The following is a 21,992-nucleotide window of genomic DNA, read 5'->3' on the forward strand; positions in this document are numbered from 1 at the left end:
ACCTTGTGAAGCGGAAGAGGGCGGTTGCCGCCGTGTCGCCACAGTCCCCCAGTAACTCGAGCACCACGACCGACCAAGAAGCGCAGGGCAAGAACCCTGCTGCCGCGTTCGGTCCCAATGAGTGGCTCGTCGACGAGATCTATCAGCAGTACCTCCAGGACCCGAATTCGGTCGACCGTGCCTGGTGGGACTTCTTCGCCGACTACAAGCCGGGAGTAGGCGCAGGCGTTGCCTCCGCCCCGGCCAAGCCGGCGGGTGACGCGGCCGCGGGGGCCGCGTCCACCACGTCCCCCGCCCCGGCCGCCGCGAAGCCCGCCACGGCGCCGCCAGCGGCCGCCACGGCCGCGCCCGTCGCGAAGGCTCCGGCCCCCGCCGCCAAGCCCGCCACCGCGAAGCCCGCAGCCGCCACGGCCGCGCCCGCGAAGGCGGAGCCCGCCAAGGAGTCGACGGGGCCCGAGTACGTCCCGCTGCGCGGCCCCTCCGCGGCCGTGGCGAAGAACATGAACGCCTCCCTGGAGGTGCCCACGGCCACGTCCGTGCGCGCCGTCCCGGTGAAGCTGCTGTTCGACAACCGCATCGTCATCAACAACCACCTCAAGCGCGCCCGCGGCGGGAAGATCTCCTTCACGCACCTCATCGGGTACGCGATGGTGCAGGCCATCAAGGCCATGCCGTCGATGAACTACTCCTTCGCGGAGAAGGACGGCAAGCCGACGCTGGTCAAGCCGGAGCACATCAACTTCGGCCTGGCCATCGACCTGGTGAAGCCCAACGGCGACCGCCAGCTGGTCGTGGCGGGCATCAAGAAGGCCGAGACCCTGAACTTCTTCGAGTTCTGGCAGGCCTACGAGGACATCGTCCGGCGCGCCCGCGACGGCAAGCTCGGCATGGACGACTTCACCGGCGTCACGGTCTCCCTGACCAACCCCGGCGGCCTCGGCACGGTCCACTCCGTGCCGCGCCTGATGCCCGGCCAGTCGGTCATCATGGGCGTCGGCTCGATGGACTACCCGGCGGAGTTCCAGGGCACCTCCCAGGACACCCTGAACAAGCTGGGCATCTCCAAGGTCATGACGCTGACCTCGACGTACGACCACCGCGTGATCCAGGGTGCGGCGTCCGGCGAGTTCCTGCGCATCGTCGCGAACCTCCTCCTCGGGGAGAGCGGCTTCTTCGACGAGATCTTCGAAGCGCTGCGCATCCCCTACGAGCCGGTCCGCTGGCTCAAGGACATCGACGCCAGCCACGACGACGACGTCACCAAGGCCGCCCGGGTCTTCGAGCTGATCCACTCCTACCGCGTCCGCGGCCACGTCATGGCCGACACGGACCCGCTGGAGTACAAGCAGCGCAAGCACCCGGACCTGGACATCACCGAGCACGGCCTCACGCTCTGGGACCTGGAGCGCGAGTTCGCCGTCGGCGGCTTCGCCGGCAAGTCGATGATGAAGCTCCGCGACGTCCTCGGCGTCCTGCGCGACTCGTACTGCCGCACCACCGGCGTCGAGTTCATGCACATCCAGGACCCGAAGCAGCGCAAGTGGCTCCAGGACCGCATCGAGCGCCAGCACGCCTCCAAGCCGGAGCGCGAGGAGCAGCTGCGCATCCTGCGCCGGCTGAACGCCGCGGAGGCCTTCGAGACCTTCCTGCAGACGAAGTACGTCGGCCAGAAGCGCTTCTCCCTGGAGGGCGGCGAGTCCGTCATCCCGCTCCTGGACGCGGTCATCGACAGCGCGGCCGAGTCCCGCCTGGACGAGGTCGTCATCGGCATGGCCCACCGCGGCCGCCTGAACGTCCTCGCGAACATCGTCGGCAAGTCGTACGCGCAGATCTTCCGTGAGTTCGAGGGCAACCTCGACCCGAAGTCGATGCACGGCTCCGGAGACGTCAAGTACCACCTGGGCGCCGAGGGCACCTTCACGGGCCTGGACGGCGAGCAGATCAAGGTCTCCCTGGCCGCCAACCCCTCCCACCTGGAGGCGGTCGACCCGGTCCTCGAGGGCATCGCCCGCGCCAAGCAGGACATCATCAACAAGGGCGGCACGGACTTCACGGTCCTGCCGGTCGCCCTCCACGGAGACGCGGCCTTCGCGGGCCAGGGCGTCGTCGCGGAGACCCTGAACATGTCGCAGCTGCGGGGCTACCGCACCGGCGGCACGGTCCACGTCGTCATCAACAACCAGGTCGGCTTCACGGCCGCTCCGGAGTCCTCGCGTTCGTCGATGTACTCCACGGACGTGGCCCGGATGATCGAGGCGCCGATCTTCCACGTGAACGGCGACGACCCCGAGGCCGTCGTCCGTGTCGCGCGGCTCGCCTTCGAGTTCCGCCAGGCGTTCAACAAGGACGTCGTCATCGACCTGATCTGCTACCGCCGCCGCGGACACAACGAGTCCGACAACCCGGCGTTCACGCAGCCGCTGATGTACGACCTGATCGACAAGAAGCGCTCGGTCCGCAAGCTCTACACCGAGTCCCTGATCGGCCGCGGCGACATCACCCTGGAAGAGGCCGAGCAGGCCCTCCAGGACTACCAGGGCCAGCTGGAGAAGGTCTTCACGGAGGTCCGTGAGGCCACCTCGCAGCCCGCCCCGGCGGAGATCCCCGAGCCGCAGGCCGAGTTCCCGGTGACCGTCAACACGGCGATCACCCAGGAAGTCGTCAAGCGCATCGCCGAGTCCCAGGTCAACATCCCCGACCACGTCACCGTGCACCCGCGTCTGCTGCCGCAGCTGCAGCGCCGCGCGGCCATGGTCGAGGACGGCACGATCGACTGGGGCATGGGCGAGACCCTCGCCATCGGCTCCCTCCTCCTGGAGGGCACCCCGGTCCGCCTGGCGGGCCAGGACTCGCGCCGCGGCACGTTCGGCCAGCGCCACGCGGTCCTCATCGACCGCAACACGGGCGACGACTACACGCCGCTGCTGTACCTCTCCGAGGACCAGGCCCGCTTCAACGCCTACGACTCGCTGCTCTCCGAGTACGCGGCCATGGGCTTCGAGTACGGCTACTCCCTGGCGCGTCCCGAGTCCCTCGTGATGTGGGAGGCGCAGTTCGGCGACTTCGTCAACGGCGCGCAGACGGTCGTGGACGAGTTCATCTCGTCGGCCGAGCAGAAGTGGGGCCAGACGTCCGGCGTCACCCTGCTGCTGCCACACGGCTACGAAGGCCAGGGCCCCGACCACTCGTCGGCCCGCCCGGAGCGCTTCCTGCAGCTCTGCGCGCAGAACAACATGACGGTCGCGATGCCGACCCTCCCGTCGAACTACTTCCACCTCCTGCGGTGGCAGGTGCACAACCCGCACCACAAGCCGCTGGTGGTCTTCACCCCGAAGTGGATGCTGCGCCTCAAGGCCGCGGCCTCCAAGACGGAGGAGTTCACGACGGGCGGCTTCCGCCCCGTCATCGGCGACGACTCGGTGGACGTCAACGCCGTCCGCAAGGTCGTCTTCTGCGCGGGCAAGCTCTACTACGAGCTCGAGGCCGAGCGGCAGAAGCGCGGTGTCACGGACACGGCGATCATCCGCATCGAGCGGCTGTACCCGCTGCCGGGTGCCGAGCTCCAGGCGGAGATCGCCAAGTTCCCGAACGCCGAGAAGTACCTGTGGGCCCAGGAGGAGCCGGCGAACCAGGGCGCGTGGCCCTTCATCGCCCTCAACCTGATCGACCACCTGGACCTGGCCGTCGGCGCCGACATCCCGCACGACGAGCGGCTGCGGCGCATCTCGCGCCCGCACGGCTCGTCCCCGGCGGTCGGCTCCAAGAAGCGCCACGAGCAGGAGCAGGAGCAGCTCCTGAACGAGGTCTTCACGGCCTAGTCCGCGGCTGTTCGCACAGTTCGGTACGTCGGGTGGGCCCGGCCCCGAGTCCTGGTACGGGACTTGGGGGCCGGGCCCACCGGCGTACGGCCGTACGATGAAACGGTCGCAAACCCGCCCCGGCCGCCGGCCCGGGTCCCGTCCGCACCAGGAGCAAGAGTTGTACTTCACCGACCGTGGCATCGAGGAGCTGGAGAAGCGGCGCGGCGAGGAGGAAGTCACCTTCGAGTGGCTCGCCGAGCAGCTCCGCACCTTCGTGGACCTCAACCCGGACTTCGAGGTCCCGGTCGAGCGCCTCGCCACGTGGCTGGCACGGCTGGACGACGAGGACGAGGACGAGTAGTCGGCTTCCCAGGTGGCCGGCCTCTCCAGTAGTCGCCCTCTTCCGGTAATCGGCCTCTCCGAAGGATGCCGGTAGGGGGAACTCCGGTTTCAGGACCACGGTGGAGACCGCTGGACACCCCGCCCCGGAAAATCACTTGCCGGGGAGGCCCTGCATCCGTCTACGCTGCCTCGCATGTGTGCCTTCGCAGCCGCCGCCATCACGAGGATCCGCCGCGCCTAGCGGCGGGCCCACCTCACTTCACGCAGGAACGCCCCGCCGCTTCAACGCGTAAGCGCCGAGCGGCACTTCGTGCTGCCCGGCTCACCTCGAAGCCGCGGAGACCCAGTGCGCACGCAGCACCATGGCCGTCATGAGTTCGGCCAGAACTTCCTCACCGACCGCAGCACCATCAGCACCTTCGTCGACCTCGTGGGCCGCACCCACGGCCCGATCGTCGAGATCGGCACCGGAGACGGTGCGCTGACCCTCCCCCTGGAGAGGCTCGGCCGACGCCTGACGGGCATCGAGATCGACCACCGCAGGGCCGAGCGGCTACGGCGGCGCACGAGCCCCTCGACGTCCATCGTCACCGCAGACTTCCTGCGCTTCCGCTCCCCGGCCGCGCCGCACGTCCTGGTGGGCAACCTGCCCTTCCACGAGACGACGCCCATGCTGCGCCGCATCCTGCGCTCATCGGCCTGGACCGACGCCGTCCTGCTCGTGCAGTGGGAGGTCGCGCGCCGCCGTGCCGGGGTAGGCGGGGCGACGCTGATGACGGCCCAGTGGTGGCCCTGGTACGAGTTCGGCCTCGAAGGCCGCGTCCCCGCGACGGCGTTCCGGCCGCGCCCGAACGTCGACGGCGGCCTGCTGACGATCACGCGCCGGCGGCGACCGTTGGTGGCGGGCGCGCGGCGGGAGGAGTACCAGGAGTTCGTCCGCCGCGTGTTCACCGGCCGGGGCCGGGGACTCCCCCAGATCGTCGCCTCGGCGGCCCCCGACCTGCCCCGGCGCCGGATCCAGGAGTGGGTGCGGCGGAGCGGGGGCGGGGCTGCGCGCTTGCCCAAGGACCTCGGCGCCGGGGAGTGGGCGGAGCTGTTCGGGATGCGGGTGGGAGGAGGGCAGGGGTAGAGGGCTGGGCGCGGGGGGGTGCCGGTCAGGCGGTGAGGGCCGGTGCCAGCTCCCGCCACTGCCGCATCGGGAGCTCTCCCGGGTCGGCCGTCAGCACCTGTACGCACACGTGGTCCGCTCCGGCCGCGAGATGCTCCGCCACGCGCGCGTGGAGCACGTCGATGTCTCCGTAGGCGACGATCGCGTCCACGAGGCGGCTGCTGGGCGCGCCGGTCGTGTCCTCCTCCCCGAAGCCGAGCCGGCGCAGGCTCGCGATCTGGTGCGGTGCCCGCAGGTATCCGGCGACGTGCTCCACGGCCACCTCGCGGGCCCGCGCGCGGCCTCTGTCGAGTACGACGGCCTGCTCGACTCCGAGGAACGCGTCGGGCCCCAGAAGGTCCCGTGCCCGCGCGGTGTGCTCCACGGGGACGAAGTACGGATGCGCGCCCCAGGTGCGCTCGGCCGCGAGCTCCAGCATCTTCGGCCCGAGGGCGGCCAGGACCCGGCGCGGTGCGGGGTCCGGCACGGGGCCGTGCGCGGGCGCCGAGTCCATGGCGTCCAGATAGCCCCGCATGGTCGCGACGGCCTTCCCGCGCACGGGCACCGGGTAGCCGTCCACCTCCGTGACGGTGTCGTCGACCCGGTGCCCGCCGAGCCCCAGGACGTAGCGCCCGGGGAACGCCTCTCCCAGGGTCCGCTCGGCGTTGGCCGTGGCGAGCGGTTCGCGGTAGGCGATGTTGGCTATGCCGGACGCGACGACGAGCCGCCGCGTGGCGGACAGCAGCAGCCATGCCTGGCCGAACGAGTCCCGCCCGAACGCCTCGCCATACCAGAGCGCCCCGTACCCCAACTCCTCGATCTCCGCGGCGGCCTCGCCAACCCGGCCCGCGGACTGCCCCTCGAAGGCGAAGGTCCAGATCCCCGCACGCCCGAGCCCACCGGCTCGCTGGAGGTCACTCATGCTCCACGCCTCTCACCGATTACCGGAGAGGTTCTCCGGATACCTGCGGAGTACGATACGGAGAACTTCTCCGCACAGCCAGCCCCCTCCCCGAACCCGACCTCGCTCCTTCGGGAACCCAAGACTCCGGGAACGCAGAGATGAACCAGCCTCCAGCCGAGCCGCAGCCCCATGGCCGACCTCCGGCCGTCGGCCGCCCCGCGCGGGCCGACGCCGTCCGCAACCGCGAACGCATCGTCGCCGCCGCGCGAGAGACCTTCGCGGAGGCGGGCCCCGAGGCATCGTTGAACGAGATCGCCCGCCGCGCGGGAGTGGGCCCCGGCACCCTCTACCGGAACTTCTCCGGCCGCCCCGAACTGCTCGCGGCCGTCCTCAACGACCGCATCGACACGCTCTGCACCCGCGCGCGGGACCTGCTGTCGGCGGACTCGGCGAGTGACGGCCTGGCGGAATGGCTGCACGCCTTCCTCGACCACGCGCGCGTGAACCAGGGGCTCGGCGGCGCGCTGATGCTGCAGGAGCTGGAGACGACGGGCGCCCTCGGCACCGACTGCCACCAGCGCATCCTCGACGCGGTGAGCGCACTGCTCACCCGGGCCCAGGACCACGGCGCCGCCCGCCGCGACCTCGCCCCCGCCGACCTGCTCCAACTGGTCGTCGGGGTCGCGCTGTCCACGCCGCACAAGCAGGCGTCAAAGGCATCATCGGACGACCCGGAGCAGGCGGAGCGGCTGCTCGGACTGGTCCTGGACGCGACGAAGGCCCGCTGAGCCGTTCACCCGCGAGCGGGGCGGCCTCCCTGCGCGGTCGGAGGCGCGACCGGACTCACAGCCGGGCACTCACAGCCGGGCCTCGCAGTCGGGGCCTCGCAGTCCGGGCGCACGTCCCGCCTCACGCCTCGCCCCGCACCCTTCCTCGCTCACGCGTCAGCCCCAGCGCCCCGTGCACGACCAGCACGGCTCCCGCCACCGCCCAGCCGCGGCCGCGGCGGCGCAGGGACCAGAGCAGGAGCGGGATCCCGGCCGCGAGCTGAGCACCGGACAGGGCGCGAGCGAAGGGGCCGTGCTCCACGGCGTCCAGCTCCGCACGGACCGCGTCCCGCCAGCCCGGCCACTCGACCTGGCGGACGCCGTCCCACACCTGGGCCGCCTCGCTCAGCCGGTCGGCCGGTTCGCCGGGCCTCAGGCCCGGAGGCAGGTCGACGCCCGCCCGGGTGAGGACCGCGAGGAGCCCCCGCATGCGGGCCCGCGCGTCGGCTCCCGAGTCGGGCCGGGTCAGGGCGTCCAGGGCCTGCATGTCGAGCACCGGGTCCAGGCCCAGGCGCGCGGCGAACGTCCGCATCGCCTCGTCCTCGCCGACCGGGGTCCCGTTCGCCAGCCACACGTACCCGACCGTCCGCCGGAAGCCCGCCGCAAGCGTGTAGCCGGAACGGTCGGCGTCCCACCACAGCGCGAGCACCGGCCACGTCGAGCCGACGGCGAGGGCGGTGGCCCAGCCGGTCAGCACCCGGTCGACGGGCTCGCCGCCGTGCAGCCAGGGCTTCCCCTCGGGTACGAGCACGCTCCACTCGTCGCCCGCGGGCCCGAGCAGCATGCGCTCACGCAGGAGCTGGGCGACCGCCTCGACCGAGTCCGCCCCGGCCCGGCAGAGCAGCAGCGCGCCGACGGGACCGCCGGCCGGTTCTGCGGGCTCGGCAGGCTTGGCCGGCTTGGCAGGTTCAGATGGATCAGAGGGTCGCTGGGCTCGCGAGGAAGGCCACGGCTCGGACGGCATGGCTCCACGCTAGGACAATTCATGTTTTTTGGCCCATAAATCGACTCCGCCCGATCCCGGAGAAGAGATAGGTCTTGACTTTCCGTATCCGCGATATATCGTGTATGACACAGACGCGATATGGCGCGTCGCGTCCGACCCGCTCAAGGAGGTCTGCCACCATGCCAGAGTGGTCCGTCGCCGAGCCCAGGAAGCTGACGTTCGACGAGCCCGTGAGGACACTGCGCGTCCGCGTGGTGAACGGCACGGTCAATGTCGTAGGCACAGAAGAGGACTCGGCAAGACTGGAGGTCTCCGAGATTTCGGGCCCTCCTCTCATCGTGACGCAGCACGACGGCACCTTGTCCGTCGCGTATGACGACCTGCCGTGGAAGGGCCTCCTGGAGTGGCTCGACCCCACGGGCACCCGCCGCAACGCGGTGGTCTCGCTGACCGTGCCGACCGGGACCCGCGTCGAGGTGGGCGTCATCGGGGCGAGCGCCGTGGTCTCCGGGATCGAGGGCGGCGCCGAGGTGCGGGGCATCACGGGCGACACGACGCTCGTCGGCCTCTCGGGCCCGGTCCGGGCCGAGACCTTCTCCGGCAATGTCGAGGCCCAGGGCGTCACGGGTGACCTGCGGTTCGACTCGATCTCCGGCGACCTGACCGTCTTCGAGGGCTCCGGGTCCTCCGTTCGGGCCGAATCCGTGAGCGGCTCGATGATCGTGGACCTTGATCCGTCCGCCCGCCCGGCCGACGTCGGACTCACAAGCATCTCGGGCGAGATCGCGGTCCGCCTCCCCCACCCGGTGCACGCGGAGGTGTCGGCGGACACCGCGAGCGGCACGGTCGCCAGCGACTTCGACGACCTCCGGGTCACCGGCCAGTGGGGCTCGAAGAACATCACCGGCAGGCTCGGTTCGGGCGGCGGCCGGCTCCGGGCGAAGACAATCTCCGGCTCGATCGCCCTCCTGCGCAAGCCCTCGGTGGAGGAAGATCTGTACAGGGCGGACGAGCCCCCGCAGGACGCACCGCCCGCGGACTCCCCGCCCTCGCCCCCGATCCCTCCGGGCGCCGCCACGACCGGCGCCCCGGACGAGGACGCCCCCACCGACGCCCCGAAGGCGGACGCCGCCGACGGCCCGACCGACAAGAAGGTGCTCTGAGATGCCTCCCGTGTTCGCCCACGGCCGCCTGCGCCTGTATCTGCTCAAGCTCCTGGACGAGGCCCCGCGCCACGGCTATGAGGTGATCCGCCTCCTCGAGGAGCGCTTCCAGGGTCTGTACGCCCCCTCGGCGGGCACCGTGTATCCGCGCCTGGCCAAGCTGGAGGCGGAAGGCCTGGTCACGCACACCACCGAGGGCGGCCGGAAGGTGTACGCGATCACCGACGCGGGCCGCGCCGAACTGGCCGACCGCAGCGGCGAGTTGGCCGACCTGGAGCTGGAGATCCGCGAGTCGGTGGCGGGGCTCGCCGCCGAGATCCGGGACGGCGTGCAGGGTGCGGCGGGTGAGCTGCGCCGGGAGATGCGGGCGGCGGCGCAGGAAGCACGCGCCGGGAGCAAGTCCGGCTCGGGCTCCGGCTCCGGCTTCCCGAACCCGTCCGACTTCTTCGACAGCTCCTGGGCCGACAGCGACGGATGGCGTCAGGCGAAGGAGGAGTTCCGGCGCGCCCGGCAGGAGTGGAAGGAGCAGGCGCGGCGGGCGAAGGACGAGAGCCGCCGGGCCCGCGAGGAGGCGCAGCGGGCACGCAGGCAGGCGAAGGACGCGCAGGAGCAGGTGCGGGCACAGGCTCAGGAGGAGTTGCAGCGCATGGCCAAGCGGGTGCAGGACCAGGTGCAGGACCACTTCGCGCGGGGCGACTGGCCGACGGGCGTCCGTGAGGGCCTGTCCGAGCTGGCGAAGGAATTCGGCGACTTCGGGAAGGAGTTCGGCAAGGACTTCGGGGTGGACTTCGGCTTCGGCACGTCGGACAAGGCGTCGAAGACGTCGAGGGACGAGGAGTCCAAGGACGACGCGTTCGGTCCGGGCCCTGTGTTCACGGCCGAGCGCGACGAGGTGCCCGTGGAGTACGTCCCGGACTGGGCGCACGAGGAGTCCACCGGCGAGCCCGCGCGCGACCTGGACCGCCTCCTGGACCGCTTCCGCGACGACATCCGCGACGCGGCCCGCGACCACGGGGTGACGGAGGACCAGCTGCGCGACGCCCGCCGCCACCTCTCGGAGGCCGCGGCCCACATCAGCGCGACGCTGCGGTCCCCCGACGCCCCCAAGTCACCCGAGTCCCCCAAGTCCTGACGGTCGCCGCCACCCCCGCCTCGGTTGCCGTGGGCCTGGGCCGTTCGGGCGACCGGGCTCGGGGGTGGGGCGGGGCGGGATGCACCGCTGGTGGACGGCCCCGGGGCTGGCATGTGAGCCCAACTTGGCTGGAAGGTGGGCTCGTCGCCCGGCTGGAAGGTGACATCTCTGCCGGACCAGTGGGCGGAGTTGCCTCACGGGGCCGGAAAACGGGTAACTCCCCGCGCTGGAGAACAGGTCGCTCCCGCACCGGAAGGCAGCTCGCCGCCCCCGCGCCGACGAGCAGTCGCGTCCCAGAACTAGCCCTGGTACAGGACGCGTTCGACCGTCAGCCGGGTCACGCCGTGGTCTGCCAGGACCTCCGCTGTCACGCCGGGGCGGGTCGTCAGGGCGAGGAGGATGTGTTCGTCGCCGATGCTGCGGTCGCGGCGGGCCGTGGCGATGCGGAGGGCGCGCTCCAGGATGTCCTTGGCGCCCGGGGTGAAGCCGCGGTGACCGATCCAGGCGCCGATGCCCTTGCGTTCGCGCCGGGCGCCGACGCCCGCCAACGCCCCGGCGCCATGGGTTTGTTCGACGCGGGAGACGATTTCCTCGACGTCGATGCCGAGCCCGGCGAGGGCCTCGGTTTCCGCCTGGGTGAGCCCGCCCCGGCGCCGCGCCTCGGCCAGCGCCAGGACGATGTCCTCGCGGCGGCGGTCGGCACCGAGGGCGGCGAGGGCGAAGGAGGCGCGAGTGCCCTCGCGGTCGAGGAGGGCGAGCAGGAGGTGCCCGTCGTCGATGGAGTCGGCGCCGGCCCGTTCGGACTGCTCGACGGCGCCCGTGACCACGTCCCGGGCGCCCTTGGTGAAGCGTTCGAACATCACTGCCTCCCGTACTTCTTGTGCACGGCCTGCCTGCTCACGCCGAGTTCCGCGGCGATCTCCTGCCACGACCAGCCCTGCTGGCGCGCGCTGCGCACCTGCACGGCCTCGAGCTGCTCCGCCAGGCGCCGCAGCGCGGTGACGGCTCGCAGTCCCACTCGTGGATCGCGGTCACCCGCACGCTCGGCGAGATCCGTTGCTTCGGTCATGCATGTCAACGTACGTTGACACCTCCACCCCTGTCAACCTTAGTTGACAGGGGTGGAGCGAACGGCACCTCGCCGCGGAAGGCAGACGGTCAGACCGTCAGCACGATCTTGCCGAACTGGTCGCCCGCCTCCAGGCGCTCGAAGCCCTCTCGGGCGCGCTCCAGGGGGAGCACCTCGTCGATGACGGGGCGTACGCCGGTGGTGGCGCAGAACGACAGCAGGTCCTCCAGTTCGTCCTTGGAGCCCATGGTGGAGCCGACGATCTTCAGCTCCAGGAAGTAGACGCGGGTCAGCTCGGCGTGGGAAGGGCGGTCGCCGCTGGTGGCGCCGGAGATGACGAGGGTGCCGCCGGGGCGGAGCGACTTGATCGAGTGGGACCAGGTGGCGGCGCCGACGGTCTCGATGACGGCGTCGACGCGCTGGGGCAGCCGGGCTCCGGACGGCAGGGCCTCGACCGCGCCCAGTTCGAGGGCCCGCTTGCGCTTGGCCTCGTCGCGGCTGGTGGCGAAGACCTTCAGTCCTGCGGCCTTGCCGAGCACGATCGCGGCGGTGGCGACGCCGCCGCCCGCGCCCTGGACGAGGACGGAGTCTCCGGGACGTACGCCGGCGTTGGTGAAGAGCATGCGGTACGCGGTGAGCCAGGCCGTGGGGAGGCAGGCGGCCTCGGCGAAGGAGAGTTCGCGGGGCTTGGGGAGGATGTTCCAGGTGGGGACGGCGACCTGTTCGGCGAAGGTGCCCTGGTACTTCTCGGTGAGGATGGAGCGGCGCTCGCGGGGGCCGACGCCGTGGCCGGACTGACCGATGACGGAGTGCAGGACGACCTCGTTGCCGTCCTCGTCGACGCCGGCCGCGTCGCAGCCGAGGATCATCGGGAGCTTGTCCTCGTCGAGGCCGACCCCGCGCAGGGACCAGAGGTCGTGGTGGTTGAGGGAGGCGGCCTTGACGTTCACGGTCGACCAGCCGGGGCGGGATTCGGGGGCGGGGCGGTCACCCAGTTCCAGGCCGGCGAGGGGCTGGTCGGGGTCGATTCGGGCGGCGTAGGCAGCGAACATGGCGCCGACGATATGCCTGGCCCCTGGGCCTCCGGAACGCCACACCGGTGTGACCCACACCGCGCCCAGACCCGCGCCCGCCACCGACCAGCAGGAAAGACAAAGCCCCGCCACCGAACCCACCCGGCGACGGGGCCCCGCCAAGGCCTAGCGCCGAGCAACCCCTTCAGCCCTCGCGGCCGCCGCAACAGCCGCCGTGACGGCCGGAGCAACCCGCTCGTCGAACGGCGAGGGAATCACGTAGTCGGCGGACAACGCCTCCCCCACGACATCCGCGAGCGCGTCAGCCGCAGCGATCTTCATGCCCTCGGTGATCCGAGAGGCCCGCACCTGCAGCGCCCCGGCGAAGATCCCGGGGAACGCGAGCACGTTGTTGATCTGGTTCGGGTAGTCCGAGCGCCCGGTCGCCACCACGGCGGCGTACTTGTGGGCGATGTCGGGGTGCACCTCGGGGTTCGGGTTGGCCATGGCGAACACGAACGAGTTCGGCGCCATCGAGGCGACCGCCGGCTCGGGCACCGTACCGCCGGAGACGCCGATGAAGACGTCCGCGCCGGCCAGGGCGGATTCGAGCGAGCCGCTGAGCCCGGCCTTGTTGGTGAGCTCGGCGAGCTCCCGCTTGACCGGCGTGAGGTCGTCCCGGTCCCGGGACACGACACCCTTGCGGTCCGCGACCGCGACATCGCCGAGCCCCGCTTCGAGCAGGAACTTCGCGATGGCCACGCCCGCCGCGCCCGCGCCGGAGATGACGGCCCGCAGGTCGCCGAGAGTGCGCCCGGTCAGCCGCGCGGCGTTGCGCAGCGCGGCAAGGGTCACGACGGCCGTGCCGTGCTGGTCGTCGTGGAAGACGGGAATGTCGAGCCGCTCCTGGAGCCGCCGCTCGATCTCGAAGCAGCGCGGCGCGGAGATGTCCTCGAGGTTCACGCCGCCAAAGGACGGCGCGAGCCGCACCACGGTGTCGATGATCTCGTCGACATCGGTCGTGGCGAGCGCGATGGGCACCGCGTCGACCCCGCCGAACTGCTTGAAGAGAATGGCCTTGCCCTCCATGACGGGGAGCGAGGCCTCCGGGCCGATGTCGCCGAGGCCGAGCACGGCGGTGCCGTCAGTGACGACGGCGACGACGTTCGACTTCCACGTGTAGTCGTGGACGAGCTCGGGCTGCTCGGCGATGGCGCTGCACACCTTCGCGACGCCCGGCGTGTACGCCAGGGACAGGTCGTCCTTGTCGCGCACCGGGACGGTCGCCTGGACGGCCATCTTGCCGCCGCGGTGGAGCGCGAACGCCGGATCGAAGGGCTCATCCGTGCCTTCGTGACCGGTTGTGCCGCTCGCACCACGGCTGCCGCTGCTGTCGCTGCGAGGATTGACGATCTCCGCTGCCACTTTGTCTGACCCCTTAATTCTTCATGGTTGAGGGTGGTCCACTTCCTGGTGCAGAAGTGGGGCGGGAACCGCGTCCGTGTTGCGGCCTCGGGCCTGTCGGCCGTCGGCTCCCCGCCTGTCGGCGGAGCGGTACGGGAGGTACGTACGAACGCGCGGGCACGCCGCACACGTGCCCTGGGCCCCGGATGAGGGGTGTAACCGTCTTTTCTACCGGATGCTTCCGACCGCCGACGAGCCATATCTGTGTCAGACCGATGTGAACAGCAAGTATCTAGCAGGCCCCAGGGGCAAAATGTCCGTATTATTAGGAAAAGACCGACCCGGCAGTCCGCATAGCGAGATTGGGTGGTTTTCGAGCGGTTGGCGGCTGTTCGCCCCGGTGCGCCAATGACCGGCCCGCACCGGCCTGTTGGGGTTTGCGGATCGCCCGTTATCCGATTTTGACATCTCCAGCCCCCAGTATCGGGCAGTCCGAATGGCAAGATGCCTCATCACACGAGGTCGCGACACCCGAAGGTGTGTGCACGACCGCATGGCTACTCCCCCATCCGCCGGAGGACCACTATGACCGCAGGCACCACTTGTCGCACGACCGCCGCGAAGTCCGCGAAGTCCCGGATCGTCGCTGTCGGCGCGATCGCGGTCGCCGGCTCGCTGCTGCTCACCGGCTGCGGCGACCAGACGGACAACAAGAAGGAGGGCGGCGGCGACAAGGTCGTCGACGCCCCGCTCGCCGACCAGCTGCCCGCGAACATCCGCAACAAGGGCGTCATCAAGGTCGGCTCCGACATCGCCTACCCGCCGGTCGAATTCAAGGACAAGGGCGGCAAGACGGTCGGTATCGACCCGGACATCGCCGACGCGCTCGGCAAGCAGCTCGGCGTCCGATTCGAGTTCGACAACGGCACCTTCGACACGCTCCTCGGCGGTCTGCGCTCCAAGCGTTACGACATCGCCATGTCGGCCATGACGGACACCAAGAACCGTCAGGAGGGCATCGACGAGGAGACCGGCAAGAAGGTCGGCACGGGTGTCGACTTCGTCGACTACTTCACCGCCGGTGTCTCGATCTACACCAAGAAGGGCGACGACCAGGGCATCAAGACCTGGGCGGACCTCTGCGGCAAGAAGATCGTGGTCCAGCGCGGCACCGTCTCGCACGACCTGGCCAAGGCCGAGTCGAAGAAGTGCGGGGGCGGCAAGAAGATCTCCATCGAGTCGTACGACAACGACCAGCAGGCCCAGACCCGGCTGCGCTCCGGCGGCGCGGACGCGGGCTCCTCGGACTTCCCGGTCGCGGCGTACGCGGTGAAGACCTCCGGCGGCGGCAAGGACTTCCAGCTGGTGGGCGAGCAGGTCGAGGCCGCTCCGTACGGCATCGCGGTCTCCAAGAACAACCCCAAGCTGCGCGACGCGATCAAGTCCGCGCTTGACGCGATCATCGCGACGAAGCAGTACGAGAAGATCATCAAGAAGTGGGGCGTCGACGCCGGCGCAGTCAAGGAAGCCAAGATCAACGGCGGCAAGTGACCGCGTCTCGTCATCTCGTCGCTGAAAGGCCACACCCGTGACAACGGACATCAGCAAGTCGGGCGACTCCGCGCCCAAGGATGAGCCACCGCGCTCCGCCCCCGAAGCGATCCGGGCGATTCCGGTTCGCCACTACGGCAGGTACGTCGCGGGCGTACTCGCCATCGGCGTGCTCGTCGCGCTCATCCTCGCGTTCGCCAACGGTGACATCAACTGGAACGCGATCCCGGACAACTTCTTCGACGACCGCATCCTCAAGGGCGTCCGCGAGACCCTGATCCTCACGGTCCTCTCGATGCTCATCGGCGTGGTCGGCGGCATCGTCCTGTCGGTGATGCGCCTGTCGAAGAACCCGGTGACCTCGTCGATCGCGTGGTTCTACATCTGGTTCTTCCGCGGTACGCCGGTCCTGGTCCAGCTCTTCATCTGGTTCAACCTCGGCTTCGTCTTCGAGTACATCAACCTCGGTCCGGTCTACAAGGACGAGTGGTCGGACTTCATGACGCCGTTCCTGACGGCGCTGCTCGGTCTCGGCCTGAACGAGGCCGCGTACATGGCGGAGATCTGCCGCGCGGGCCTGCTCTCGGTCGACGAGGGCCAGACGGAGGCCTCGCAGGCGCTCGGCATGAGCCACAGCAAGACGCTGCGCCGTGTCGTCATCCCGCAGGCGATGCGCGTGATCGTGCCGCCGACGGGCAACGAAGTCATCAACATGCTCAAGACGACATCGCTGGTCGCGGCGGTGCAGTACTACGAGCTCCTGAAGTACGCCCAGGACATCGGCACCTCGTCCGGCGCGACGGTGGAGACGCTGCTCCTGGCCGCCACCTGGTACCTGATCATGACGTCGATCCTCAGCGTCGGTCAGTTCTACCTGGAGCGGTACTACGCGCGCGGCTCCTCGCGGGCCCTGCCGGACACACCCTGGATGAAGATCAAGGCCAATATGTTGTCGCTGGGCAACCGTTCGGGGGTGCGCTAATGACCGCCATGGTGAAAGCCGAGGGCGTCCACAAGTCGTTCGGCCACATCGAGGTCCTGAAGGGCATCGACCTGCAGGTCGAGTCGGGTGAGGTGTTCTGCCTCATCGGCCCGTCCGGCTCCGGCAAGTCGACGTTCCTGCGCTGCATCAACCACCTGGAGAAGGTCAACGCCGGGCGGTTGTACGTCGACGGGGAGCTGGTCGGCTACCGGCAGAAGGGCGACAAGCTGTACGAGCTGAAGGACAGCGAAGTCGCGTTGAAGCGCCGGGACATCGGCATGGTCTTCCAGCGCTTCAACCTCTTCCCGCACATGACGGCCCTGGAGAACGTCATGGAGGCCCCGGTCCAGGTCAAGGGCCAGGCCAAGGCGGAGGCGCGGGAGCGGGCGGGCCAGCTCCTGGAGCGGGTCGGGCTCGCCGACAAGGCGAAGAGCTACCCCTCGCAGCTCTCCGGCGGCCAGCAGCAGCGCGTGGCGATCGCCCGCGCGCTCGCGATGGACCCGAAGCTGATGCTGTTCGACGAGCCGACGTCCGCGCTCGACCCGGAGCTGGTCGGCGACGTGCTCGACGTCATGCGCGACCTCGCCGAGTCCGGCATGACGATGATCGTCGTGACGCACGAGATGGGCTTCGCGCGCGAGGTCGGCGACAGCCTGGTGTTCATGGACGGCGGTGTGGTGGTCGAGTCCGGCAACCCGCGGGACGTCCTGACGAACCCGCAGCACGACCGGACGAAGTCGTTCCTGTCGAAGGTCCTGTAGGTCGAAGGGGCTGTAGGCCGAAGGGGCCCGTTGGGTCATGGGGCCCGTAAATCGGTGCCTACGTAGAGGGGCGGTACGGATCGCTGATCCGTACCGCCCCTCTACGTAGGCGAGTTGTGGGAGCCCTGCCGGCGGTCGAAGTCCCTACTTCAGGCCTAGGACCAGCGCGTCCGACGGCGAGGCCCACACCGTGCGGGCCTCGGCGAAGCCCACCTCGCGCAGGGTGCGGACGTGCCACTCCGGGGGCGGGGTGTCGCCGTCGGCGTGCTCTCCGTAGATCTCGAAGCGCTTGGCGGTGGGCTCGGCGAGCACCGGGTCCTTGGCGGCGAGCGCCCACCAGTCGGCCCAGTCCAGCGCGCCGGACCTGATGGCGGCGTCCTGGCGTGCGTGCCGGAGCTCGCGGTCGGCGGCGTTGATGCGCGGCGTGGCCGGATCCGGCATGTGGTCGGCGTTCATGAAGACGCCGCCGTCGGCGACGATCCCGGCGAGCTGGTCGTAGAGCGCGGCCAGGGGCTCGCTGAACAGCCAGTGCAGGGCGGTCGCAGTGAGGACGGCGTCGTACGAGTCATGAGGCAGCTGGGAGGTCCAGTCGGGGTCCTTCAGGTCCGCGGTCACGAAGGTGACGCGGTCGTCCCCGGCGAAGGTGCCCTCGGCGATGGCGAGCAGTGCCGGGTCGAGGTCGACGCCCGTGCTGGTGGCCTTCGGGAACCTTTTGAGGAGTCTGTCCGTAATACTTCCCGTACCGCACGCGAGGTCCAGGACACGCGGCTCGGGGCCGACGAGCGCCTCGACCATGTCCAGCATGACGCGGAACCGCTCCTCGCGGTCCGGCAGATACCCCTCCTGTTGCCGGTCCCAACTCTCCTGCCAGGCACGCCAGTCGGTTCCGAACCCCGTACCGCTAGCCGTTTCCGTCACCGGAAGACCTCCGTCCCGTACTACGCTCGACTCATCTCGCCGAGTAACACCCGCGAAGGAAAAGCGACTGTTACCTCGCACGCAGACGAAGATAGCCCGCCCTCGTAAGGACTACAAGTGGAACTGGCCTATTACTCGGACTACGCCGTACGCCTGGTCAACACCGAGGAGCCGGCTCGCAACAAGGACTCGCTGACCTCCGTCGACGCGGTCCGCGAGCTGTTCGGCGCGAACCAGCAGGCCGCCCGGCGCGCCACGGATTCGGACGTGACGCGCTTCCGCTCGGTGCGGGGGCGGCTGCGGGCGGTCTTCGAGGCGGCCGACGGCGGCGACGAGACCCTGGCGGTGGACCTGCTGAACTCCCTGCTCCTGGAGTTCCCGGTGAGCCCGCAGATCTCCGGCCACGACTACCGGGACGACGACGGCCGCCCCCTGTGGCACATGCACCTGGCCGACCACCCGTCGAACGCCACCGCGGGGTACGCGGCCATCGCCTCGATGGGCCTCGCCTTCCACCTCACCGAGTACGGCGTGGACCGGCTCGGCCTGTGCGAGGCGGCGCCGTGCCGCAACGCCTACCTGGACACCTCGACGAACCGCTCCCGGCGCTACTGCTCGGACCGCTGCGCGACCCGCGCCAACGTCGCGGCCTACCGCGCGCGCAAGCGCCTGGAGAGCGAGCGGTCGGCGAGCACCGGGCGCACGGCCAAGAAGGTCCAGGAGACCAGCGCGGCGAGCGAGAGCTGACGCCGCCCCTGCGCCTCGCGCTCCTGGCGGAACCGGCCGAGCGGCCGGAACCGCGCGCACACCCGCGCCAGGACCAGCTCTCCGGGGACGACCCCGTACACCGTGCTGTCGCCCCCCGCGCTGTACGGGTTGTCCCCGAGCACCCACCAGCCGCCCTCGCGCCGCTCGACGGCGCGCTTGACCACCAGCAGGTCCTGTTGCAGCGGGTGACGCAGGATCACCACATCGCCGGGGCGCACCCGGGCGCCGTGCCGCACCAGCATCCAGTCCCCCGGACTCAGTGTGGGCACCATGGACGGCCCGTCGACCTCGATCAGCTGGAACGGCACGCGTGCCTCCCGCCCGTCTGCCGTCGTCTCCGGCATCAGACAACCTCCCGGACCAATGCTCCACCGGCCTCCCGGTTCCATCCTCCACCGTCTTCAGTGTGACCCTGGACTTTTGTCCTAAGCCCATGGGGGCACTCGCGAAAACGCGTCTCTCACGGAGTAATGTCCCACCTGAGAAGACGATCACGAGGAAGGACAGCTCAATGCTCTCCCGCCTGTTTGCCCCCAAGGTGAAGGCCAGCGCACACTGCGACCTGCCCTGCGGCGTGTACGACCCGGCCCAGGCCCGCATCGAGGCGGAGTCGGTCAAGGCCGTCCAGGAGAAGATGGCCGCCAACGACGACGCGCACTACCAGGCCCGCGCCACCGTCATCAAGGAGCAGCGCGCCGAGCTCGCCAAGCACCATGTCTCGGTGCTCTGGAGCGACTACTTCAAGCCCCCGCACTTCGAGAAGTACCCGGAGCTGCACACCCTGGTCAACGACACCCTCAAGGCCCTCTCGGCCGCGAAGGGTTCGACGGACCCGAAGACCGGTCAGAAGGCGCTCGAGCTGATCGCCGAGATCGACCGCATCTTCTGGGAGACCAAGAAGGCCTGATCCAGGCCCGGGCCTCGCGCCCACCCGACCGCACCCGGCCCATTGGGCCGGGTGCGGTGTTTTGTCACTCGAAGCTAAATCGGTTGCCTCCGCCCCGGCCCTCCTGATGCAGTTGACGTGTCACCAGACCACCGGACGACGGAACCAGGAGCCCCCAGATGCGGCAGACGTCCATGTCCCACCAGGAAGGAATCACCCCCCGACACGAGGACATGACGCCTAGTGCAATCGCACACGCATCAGCACGCCGCCCAGCGGCAAGAGAAGCACCAACACGCCCTTAACCTGGGCATCCTGGCCCACATCGACGCCGGGAAGACCAGCCTGACCGAGCGGCTGCTGCACTCCGCCGGTGTCATCGACGAGGTCGGCAGCGTCGACGACGGCAGCACCCAGACCGACTCCCTCGCGCTCGAACGGCAGCGCGGCATCACCATCAAGTCCGCGGTCGTGTCCTTCGCGATCGACGACGTCACCGTCAACCTCATCGACACCCCCGGCCACCCGGACTTCATCGCCGAGGTGGAGCGGGTCCTGAGCGTGCTCGACGGCGCCGTGCTCGTCGTGTCCGCCGTCGAGGGCGTCCAGGCGCAGACGCGCGTCCTGATGCGTACGCTGCGCAGGCTCGCCATCCCCACGCTCGTGTTCGTCAACAAGGTGGACCGCCGGGGCGCGGACCCCGAGCGCGTGCTCGCCGAGCTGGCCACGAGGCTGACGCCCGCCGTCGCCCCCATGGGCACGGTGCGCGACCCGGGCACGCGTGCGGCGCGCTACGTCCCGTACGCCGCCGACGATCCCCGCTTCACCGCCCGCCTGGCCGAACTCCTCGCCGAGCACGACGACGCGCTGCTGTCCGCGTACGTCGACGGGGACGCCGCCGCGCTCAGCTTCGGCGGACTGCGCGACGTACTCACCAAGCAGACCCGGAAGGCCCGGTTCCACCCGGTGTTCTTCGGCTCGGCGATGACGGGCACCGGTCTGGACGCGCTGACCGGCGCGGTGAAGGAGCTGCTGCCTGCTGCGGCCGGTGGCGCGGACGGGCCCGTCGCGGGCACCGTCTTCAAGGTCGAGCGCGGGCCCGCGGGCGAGAAGGTGGCGTACGCGCGGATGTTCTCCGGCACGGTGCGGGTACGCGACCGGGTGCCGCTCGCCGGGCACGCGGAGGACGGCAAGGTGACCGCCGTCAGCGTCTTCGAGCAGGGCGCGGCCGTGCGGCGCGACGCGGTCGCGGCCGGGCAGATCGCGAAGCTGTGGGGGCTCACCGGCGTACGCATCGGGGACGTGCTCGGCGACGCGCGCGCCGTACCCGAACGGCACGCGGTGGCGCACCACTTCGCGCCGCCGACCCTCGAAACCGTCGTCGTGCCCCGGCGCGCCGCCGACCGGGCCGCCCTGCACGCCGCGCTGACCCAGCTCGCGGAGCAGGACCCGCTGATCGACCTGCGCCAGGACACGCTCCGGCAGGAGATCTCCGTGTCCCTGTACGGCGAGGTCCAGAAGGAGGTCATCAAGGCCACGCTCGCGGACGAGTTCGGCGTGGGCGTCGAGTTCCGCGAGACCACGACGATCTGCGTGGAGCGGGTCGCCGGGGCCGGGGAGCACTTCGAGATCATCGACACCGACCCCAACCCGTTCCTCGCCACGGTGGGGCTGCGCGTGGAGCCCGCGCCGGTCGGGGCGGGCGTGGAGTTCCGGCTCGGCGTGGAGCTCGGTTCGATGCCGTACGCGTTCTTCAAGGCCGTCGAGGAGACGGTCAAGGAGACGCTGGGGCAAGGTCTTCACGGGTGGGAGGTGCCCGACTGCGTCGTCACGATGACGCGCTCCGGGTACTGGCCGCGGCAGAGCCACGCGCACGCCGTCTTCGACAAGAGCATGTCGAGCACGGCCGGTGACTTCCGGCAGCTCACCCCGCTCGTCCTGATGGACGCGCTGCGGCGGGCGGGGACGCGGGTGCACGAGCCCATGCACCGGTTCCGGCTCACCGTGCCCGCCGATGTGTTCGGCACGCTGCTGCCCGCGCTCAGGCAGCTGCGCGCGGTGCCGCACACACCGGCGGCGCACGGGTCCGCGTACGTCGTCGACGGCGTGATCCCCGCCGCGCGCGTGCACGACCTGGAGCAGGCGCTGCCGGGACTCACGCGCGGCGAGGGCGAGTTGGAGTCCGCCTTCGACCACTACGCGCCGGTGACCGGGACGCCGCCGGCGCGCCCGCGCACGGACCACAATCCGCTCGACCGGAAGGAGTACGTGCAGCGGGTCACGCGGCGGACGCGGGTGGGGTGAGGGGGCCGGCGGCGGTCGGGTGGGCTTGGTTCAGCCCGGCCTCGGCGGTCCGGTGGGCTGTGGTTCAACCCAGCC

General features: G+C 70.4%; 20 protein-coding genes. 12 read left to right on the top strand and 8 right to left on the bottom strand.

What is annotated here, in order from left to right; genetic code table 11:
• The first annotated feature begins 32 nt into the window (after window positions 1-32).
• From IEY91_RS00845 to erm, 3 genes are all read left to right on the top strand, one after another.
• Window positions 33-3,818 carry a multifunctional oxoglutarate decarboxylase/oxoglutarate dehydrogenase thiamine pyrophosphate-binding subunit/dihydrolipoyllysine-residue succinyltransferase subunit gene (locus IEY91_RS00845; RefSeq protein WP_189172454.1) on the top strand — a complete coding sequence of 1,262 codons (3,786 nt, stop codon included), beginning with the start codon at window positions 33-35 and terminating at the stop codon, window positions 3,816-3,818.
• A gap of 160 nt (window positions 3,819-3,978) precedes the next feature.
• The gene (locus IEY91_RS00850; protein WP_003961784.1) at window positions 3,979-4,161 is read left to right on the top strand and encodes a DUF6104 family protein; all 183 of its coding nucleotides are present in this window, start codon (window positions 3,979-3,981) and stop codon (window positions 4,159-4,161) included.
• Between the two features lie 327 nt (window positions 4,162-4,488).
• Entirely contained in the window at window positions 4,489-5,271 is a 783-nt protein-coding gene (gene erm, locus IEY91_RS00855; RefSeq protein WP_189172455.1) for a 23S ribosomal RNA methyltransferase Erm, read from the top strand.
• Window positions 5,272-5,296: 25 nt separating this feature from the next.
• Here erm and IEY91_RS00860 read toward each other — a convergent pair whose 3' ends face one another.
• Window positions 5,297-6,211: a TIGR03620 family F420-dependent LLM class oxidoreductase gene (locus IEY91_RS00860; RefSeq protein ID WP_189172456.1), complete on the bottom strand. Its 915-nt coding sequence runs from the start codon at window positions 6,209-6,211 to the stop codon at window positions 5,297-5,299.
• Window positions 6,212-6,351: 140 nt separating this feature from the next.
• On the opposite strand from IEY91_RS00860, the gene IEY91_RS00865 reads away from it, so the two are divergent.
• Entirely contained in the window at window positions 6,352-6,981 is a 630-nt protein-coding gene (locus IEY91_RS00865) for a TetR/AcrR family transcriptional regulator (protein WP_189172457.1), read from the top strand.
• 121 nt (window positions 6,982-7,102) lie between these two features.
• Here the strand turns inward: IEY91_RS00865 and IEY91_RS00870 are convergent, their stop codons facing one another.
• Window positions 7,103-7,984 carry a hypothetical protein gene (locus tag IEY91_RS00870; protein WP_229696611.1) on the bottom strand — a complete coding sequence of 294 codons (882 nt, stop codon included), beginning with the start codon at window positions 7,982-7,984 and terminating at the stop codon, window positions 7,103-7,105.
• Between the two features lie 161 nt (window positions 7,985-8,145).
• On the opposite strand from IEY91_RS00870, the gene IEY91_RS00875 reads away from it, so the two are divergent.
• On the top strand, window positions 8,146-9,129 hold the full coding sequence (locus tag IEY91_RS00875; protein ID WP_189172458.1) for a DUF4097 family beta strand repeat-containing protein: 984 nt from the start codon (window positions 8,146-8,148) through the stop codon (window positions 9,127-9,129).
• Between the two features lies 1 nt (window position 9,130).
• On the top strand, window positions 9,131-10,261 hold the full coding sequence (locus IEY91_RS00880; protein ID WP_189172459.1) for a PadR family transcriptional regulator: 1,131 nt from the start codon (window positions 9,131-9,133) through the stop codon (window positions 10,259-10,261).
• Window positions 10,262-10,560: 299 nt separating this feature from the next.
• Here IEY91_RS00880 and IEY91_RS00885 read toward each other — a convergent pair whose 3' ends face one another.
• From IEY91_RS00885 to IEY91_RS00900, 4 genes are all read right to left on the bottom strand, one after another.
• The gene (locus IEY91_RS00885) at window positions 10,561-11,121 is read right to left on the bottom strand and encodes a Clp protease N-terminal domain-containing protein (protein ID WP_189172460.1); all 561 of its coding nucleotides are present in this window, start codon (window positions 11,119-11,121) and stop codon (window positions 10,561-10,563) included.
• On the bottom strand, window positions 11,121-11,330 hold the full coding sequence (locus IEY91_RS00890; RefSeq protein ID WP_164320753.1) for a helix-turn-helix domain-containing protein: 210 nt from the start codon (window positions 11,328-11,330) through the stop codon (window positions 11,121-11,123). The genes IEY91_RS00885 and IEY91_RS00890 overlap by 1 nt, the downstream gene beginning before the upstream one ends.
• 89 nt (window positions 11,331-11,419) lie before the next feature.
• Window positions 11,420-12,382 carry a zinc-binding dehydrogenase gene (locus IEY91_RS00895; protein ID WP_189172461.1) on the bottom strand — a complete coding sequence of 321 codons (963 nt, stop codon included), beginning with the start codon at window positions 12,380-12,382 and terminating at the stop codon, window positions 11,420-11,422.
• Between the two features lie 147 nt (window positions 12,383-12,529).
• Window positions 12,530-13,768, bottom strand: a complete 1,239-nt coding sequence (locus IEY91_RS00900; RefSeq protein WP_164320758.1) for an NAD(P)-dependent malic enzyme — start codon at window positions 13,766-13,768, stop codon at window positions 12,530-12,532.
• 564 nt (window positions 13,769-14,332) lie between these two features.
• Here IEY91_RS00900 and IEY91_RS00905 point away from each other — a divergent pair.
• Genes IEY91_RS00905 through IEY91_RS00915 form a run of 3 tightly spaced genes read left to right on the top strand, consistent with a single transcriptional unit; the run spans window position 14,333 to window position 17,041 of the window.
• Window positions 14,333-15,298, top strand: coding sequence for an ABC transporter substrate-binding protein (locus IEY91_RS00905; protein ID WP_164320760.1), 966 nt, complete (start codon window positions 14,333-14,335; stop codon window positions 15,296-15,298).
• Window positions 15,299-15,335: 37 nt separating this feature from the next.
• A complete protein-coding gene (locus tag IEY91_RS00910; protein ID WP_189172462.1) occupies window positions 15,336-16,280 on the top strand; it encodes an amino acid ABC transporter permease in 945 nt (314 codons plus the stop codon).
• Window positions 16,280-17,041 (top strand): amino acid ABC transporter ATP-binding protein, encoded by a 762-nt coding sequence (locus IEY91_RS00915; protein ID WP_164320764.1) that lies wholly within the window; start codon window positions 16,280-16,282, stop codon window positions 17,039-17,041. Before IEY91_RS00910 ends, IEY91_RS00915 begins: the two co-directional genes overlap by 1 nt.
• Before the next feature lie 144 nt (window positions 17,042-17,185).
• On the opposite strand, the gene IEY91_RS00920 is transcribed toward IEY91_RS00915, so the two are convergent.
• Complete coding sequence (locus IEY91_RS00920; RefSeq protein WP_189172463.1) at window positions 17,186-17,959, bottom strand: class I SAM-dependent methyltransferase; 774 nt, start codon at window positions 17,957-17,959, stop codon at window positions 17,186-17,188.
• A 117-nt stretch (window positions 17,960-18,076) separates the two neighbouring features.
• Here IEY91_RS00920 and IEY91_RS00925 point away from each other — a divergent pair, with 117 nt between their 5' ends.
• Window positions 18,077-18,706, top strand: coding sequence for a CGNR zinc finger domain-containing protein (locus IEY91_RS00925; RefSeq protein ID WP_164320768.1), 630 nt, complete (start codon window positions 18,077-18,079; stop codon window positions 18,704-18,706).
• On the opposite strand, the gene sodX is transcribed toward IEY91_RS00925, so the two are convergent.
• Window positions 18,610-19,071, bottom strand: coding sequence for a nickel-type superoxide dismutase maturation protease (sodX, locus tag IEY91_RS00930; protein WP_164320770.1), 462 nt, complete (start codon window positions 19,069-19,071; stop codon window positions 18,610-18,612). The genes IEY91_RS00925 and sodX overlap by 97 nt on opposite strands.
• A gap of 167 nt (window positions 19,072-19,238) precedes the next feature.
• Here sodX and sodN point away from each other — a divergent pair, with 167 nt between their 5' ends.
• Entirely contained in the window at window positions 19,239-19,634 is a 396-nt protein-coding gene (sodN, locus tag IEY91_RS00935; protein WP_164320772.1) for a superoxide dismutase, Ni, read from the top strand.
• Between the two features lie 222 nt (window positions 19,635-19,856).
• Window positions 19,857-21,917 carry an elongation factor G gene (locus tag IEY91_RS00940; protein WP_189172464.1) on the top strand — a complete coding sequence of 687 codons (2,061 nt, stop codon included), beginning with the start codon at window positions 19,857-19,859 and terminating at the stop codon, window positions 21,915-21,917.
• Window positions 21,918-21,992 lie beyond the last annotated feature (75 nt).

The organism is Streptomyces lasiicapitis (genome assembly GCF_014646335.1).
GTDB lineage: Bacteria > Actinomycetota > Actinomycetes > Streptomycetales > Streptomycetaceae > Streptomyces > Streptomyces lasiicapitis.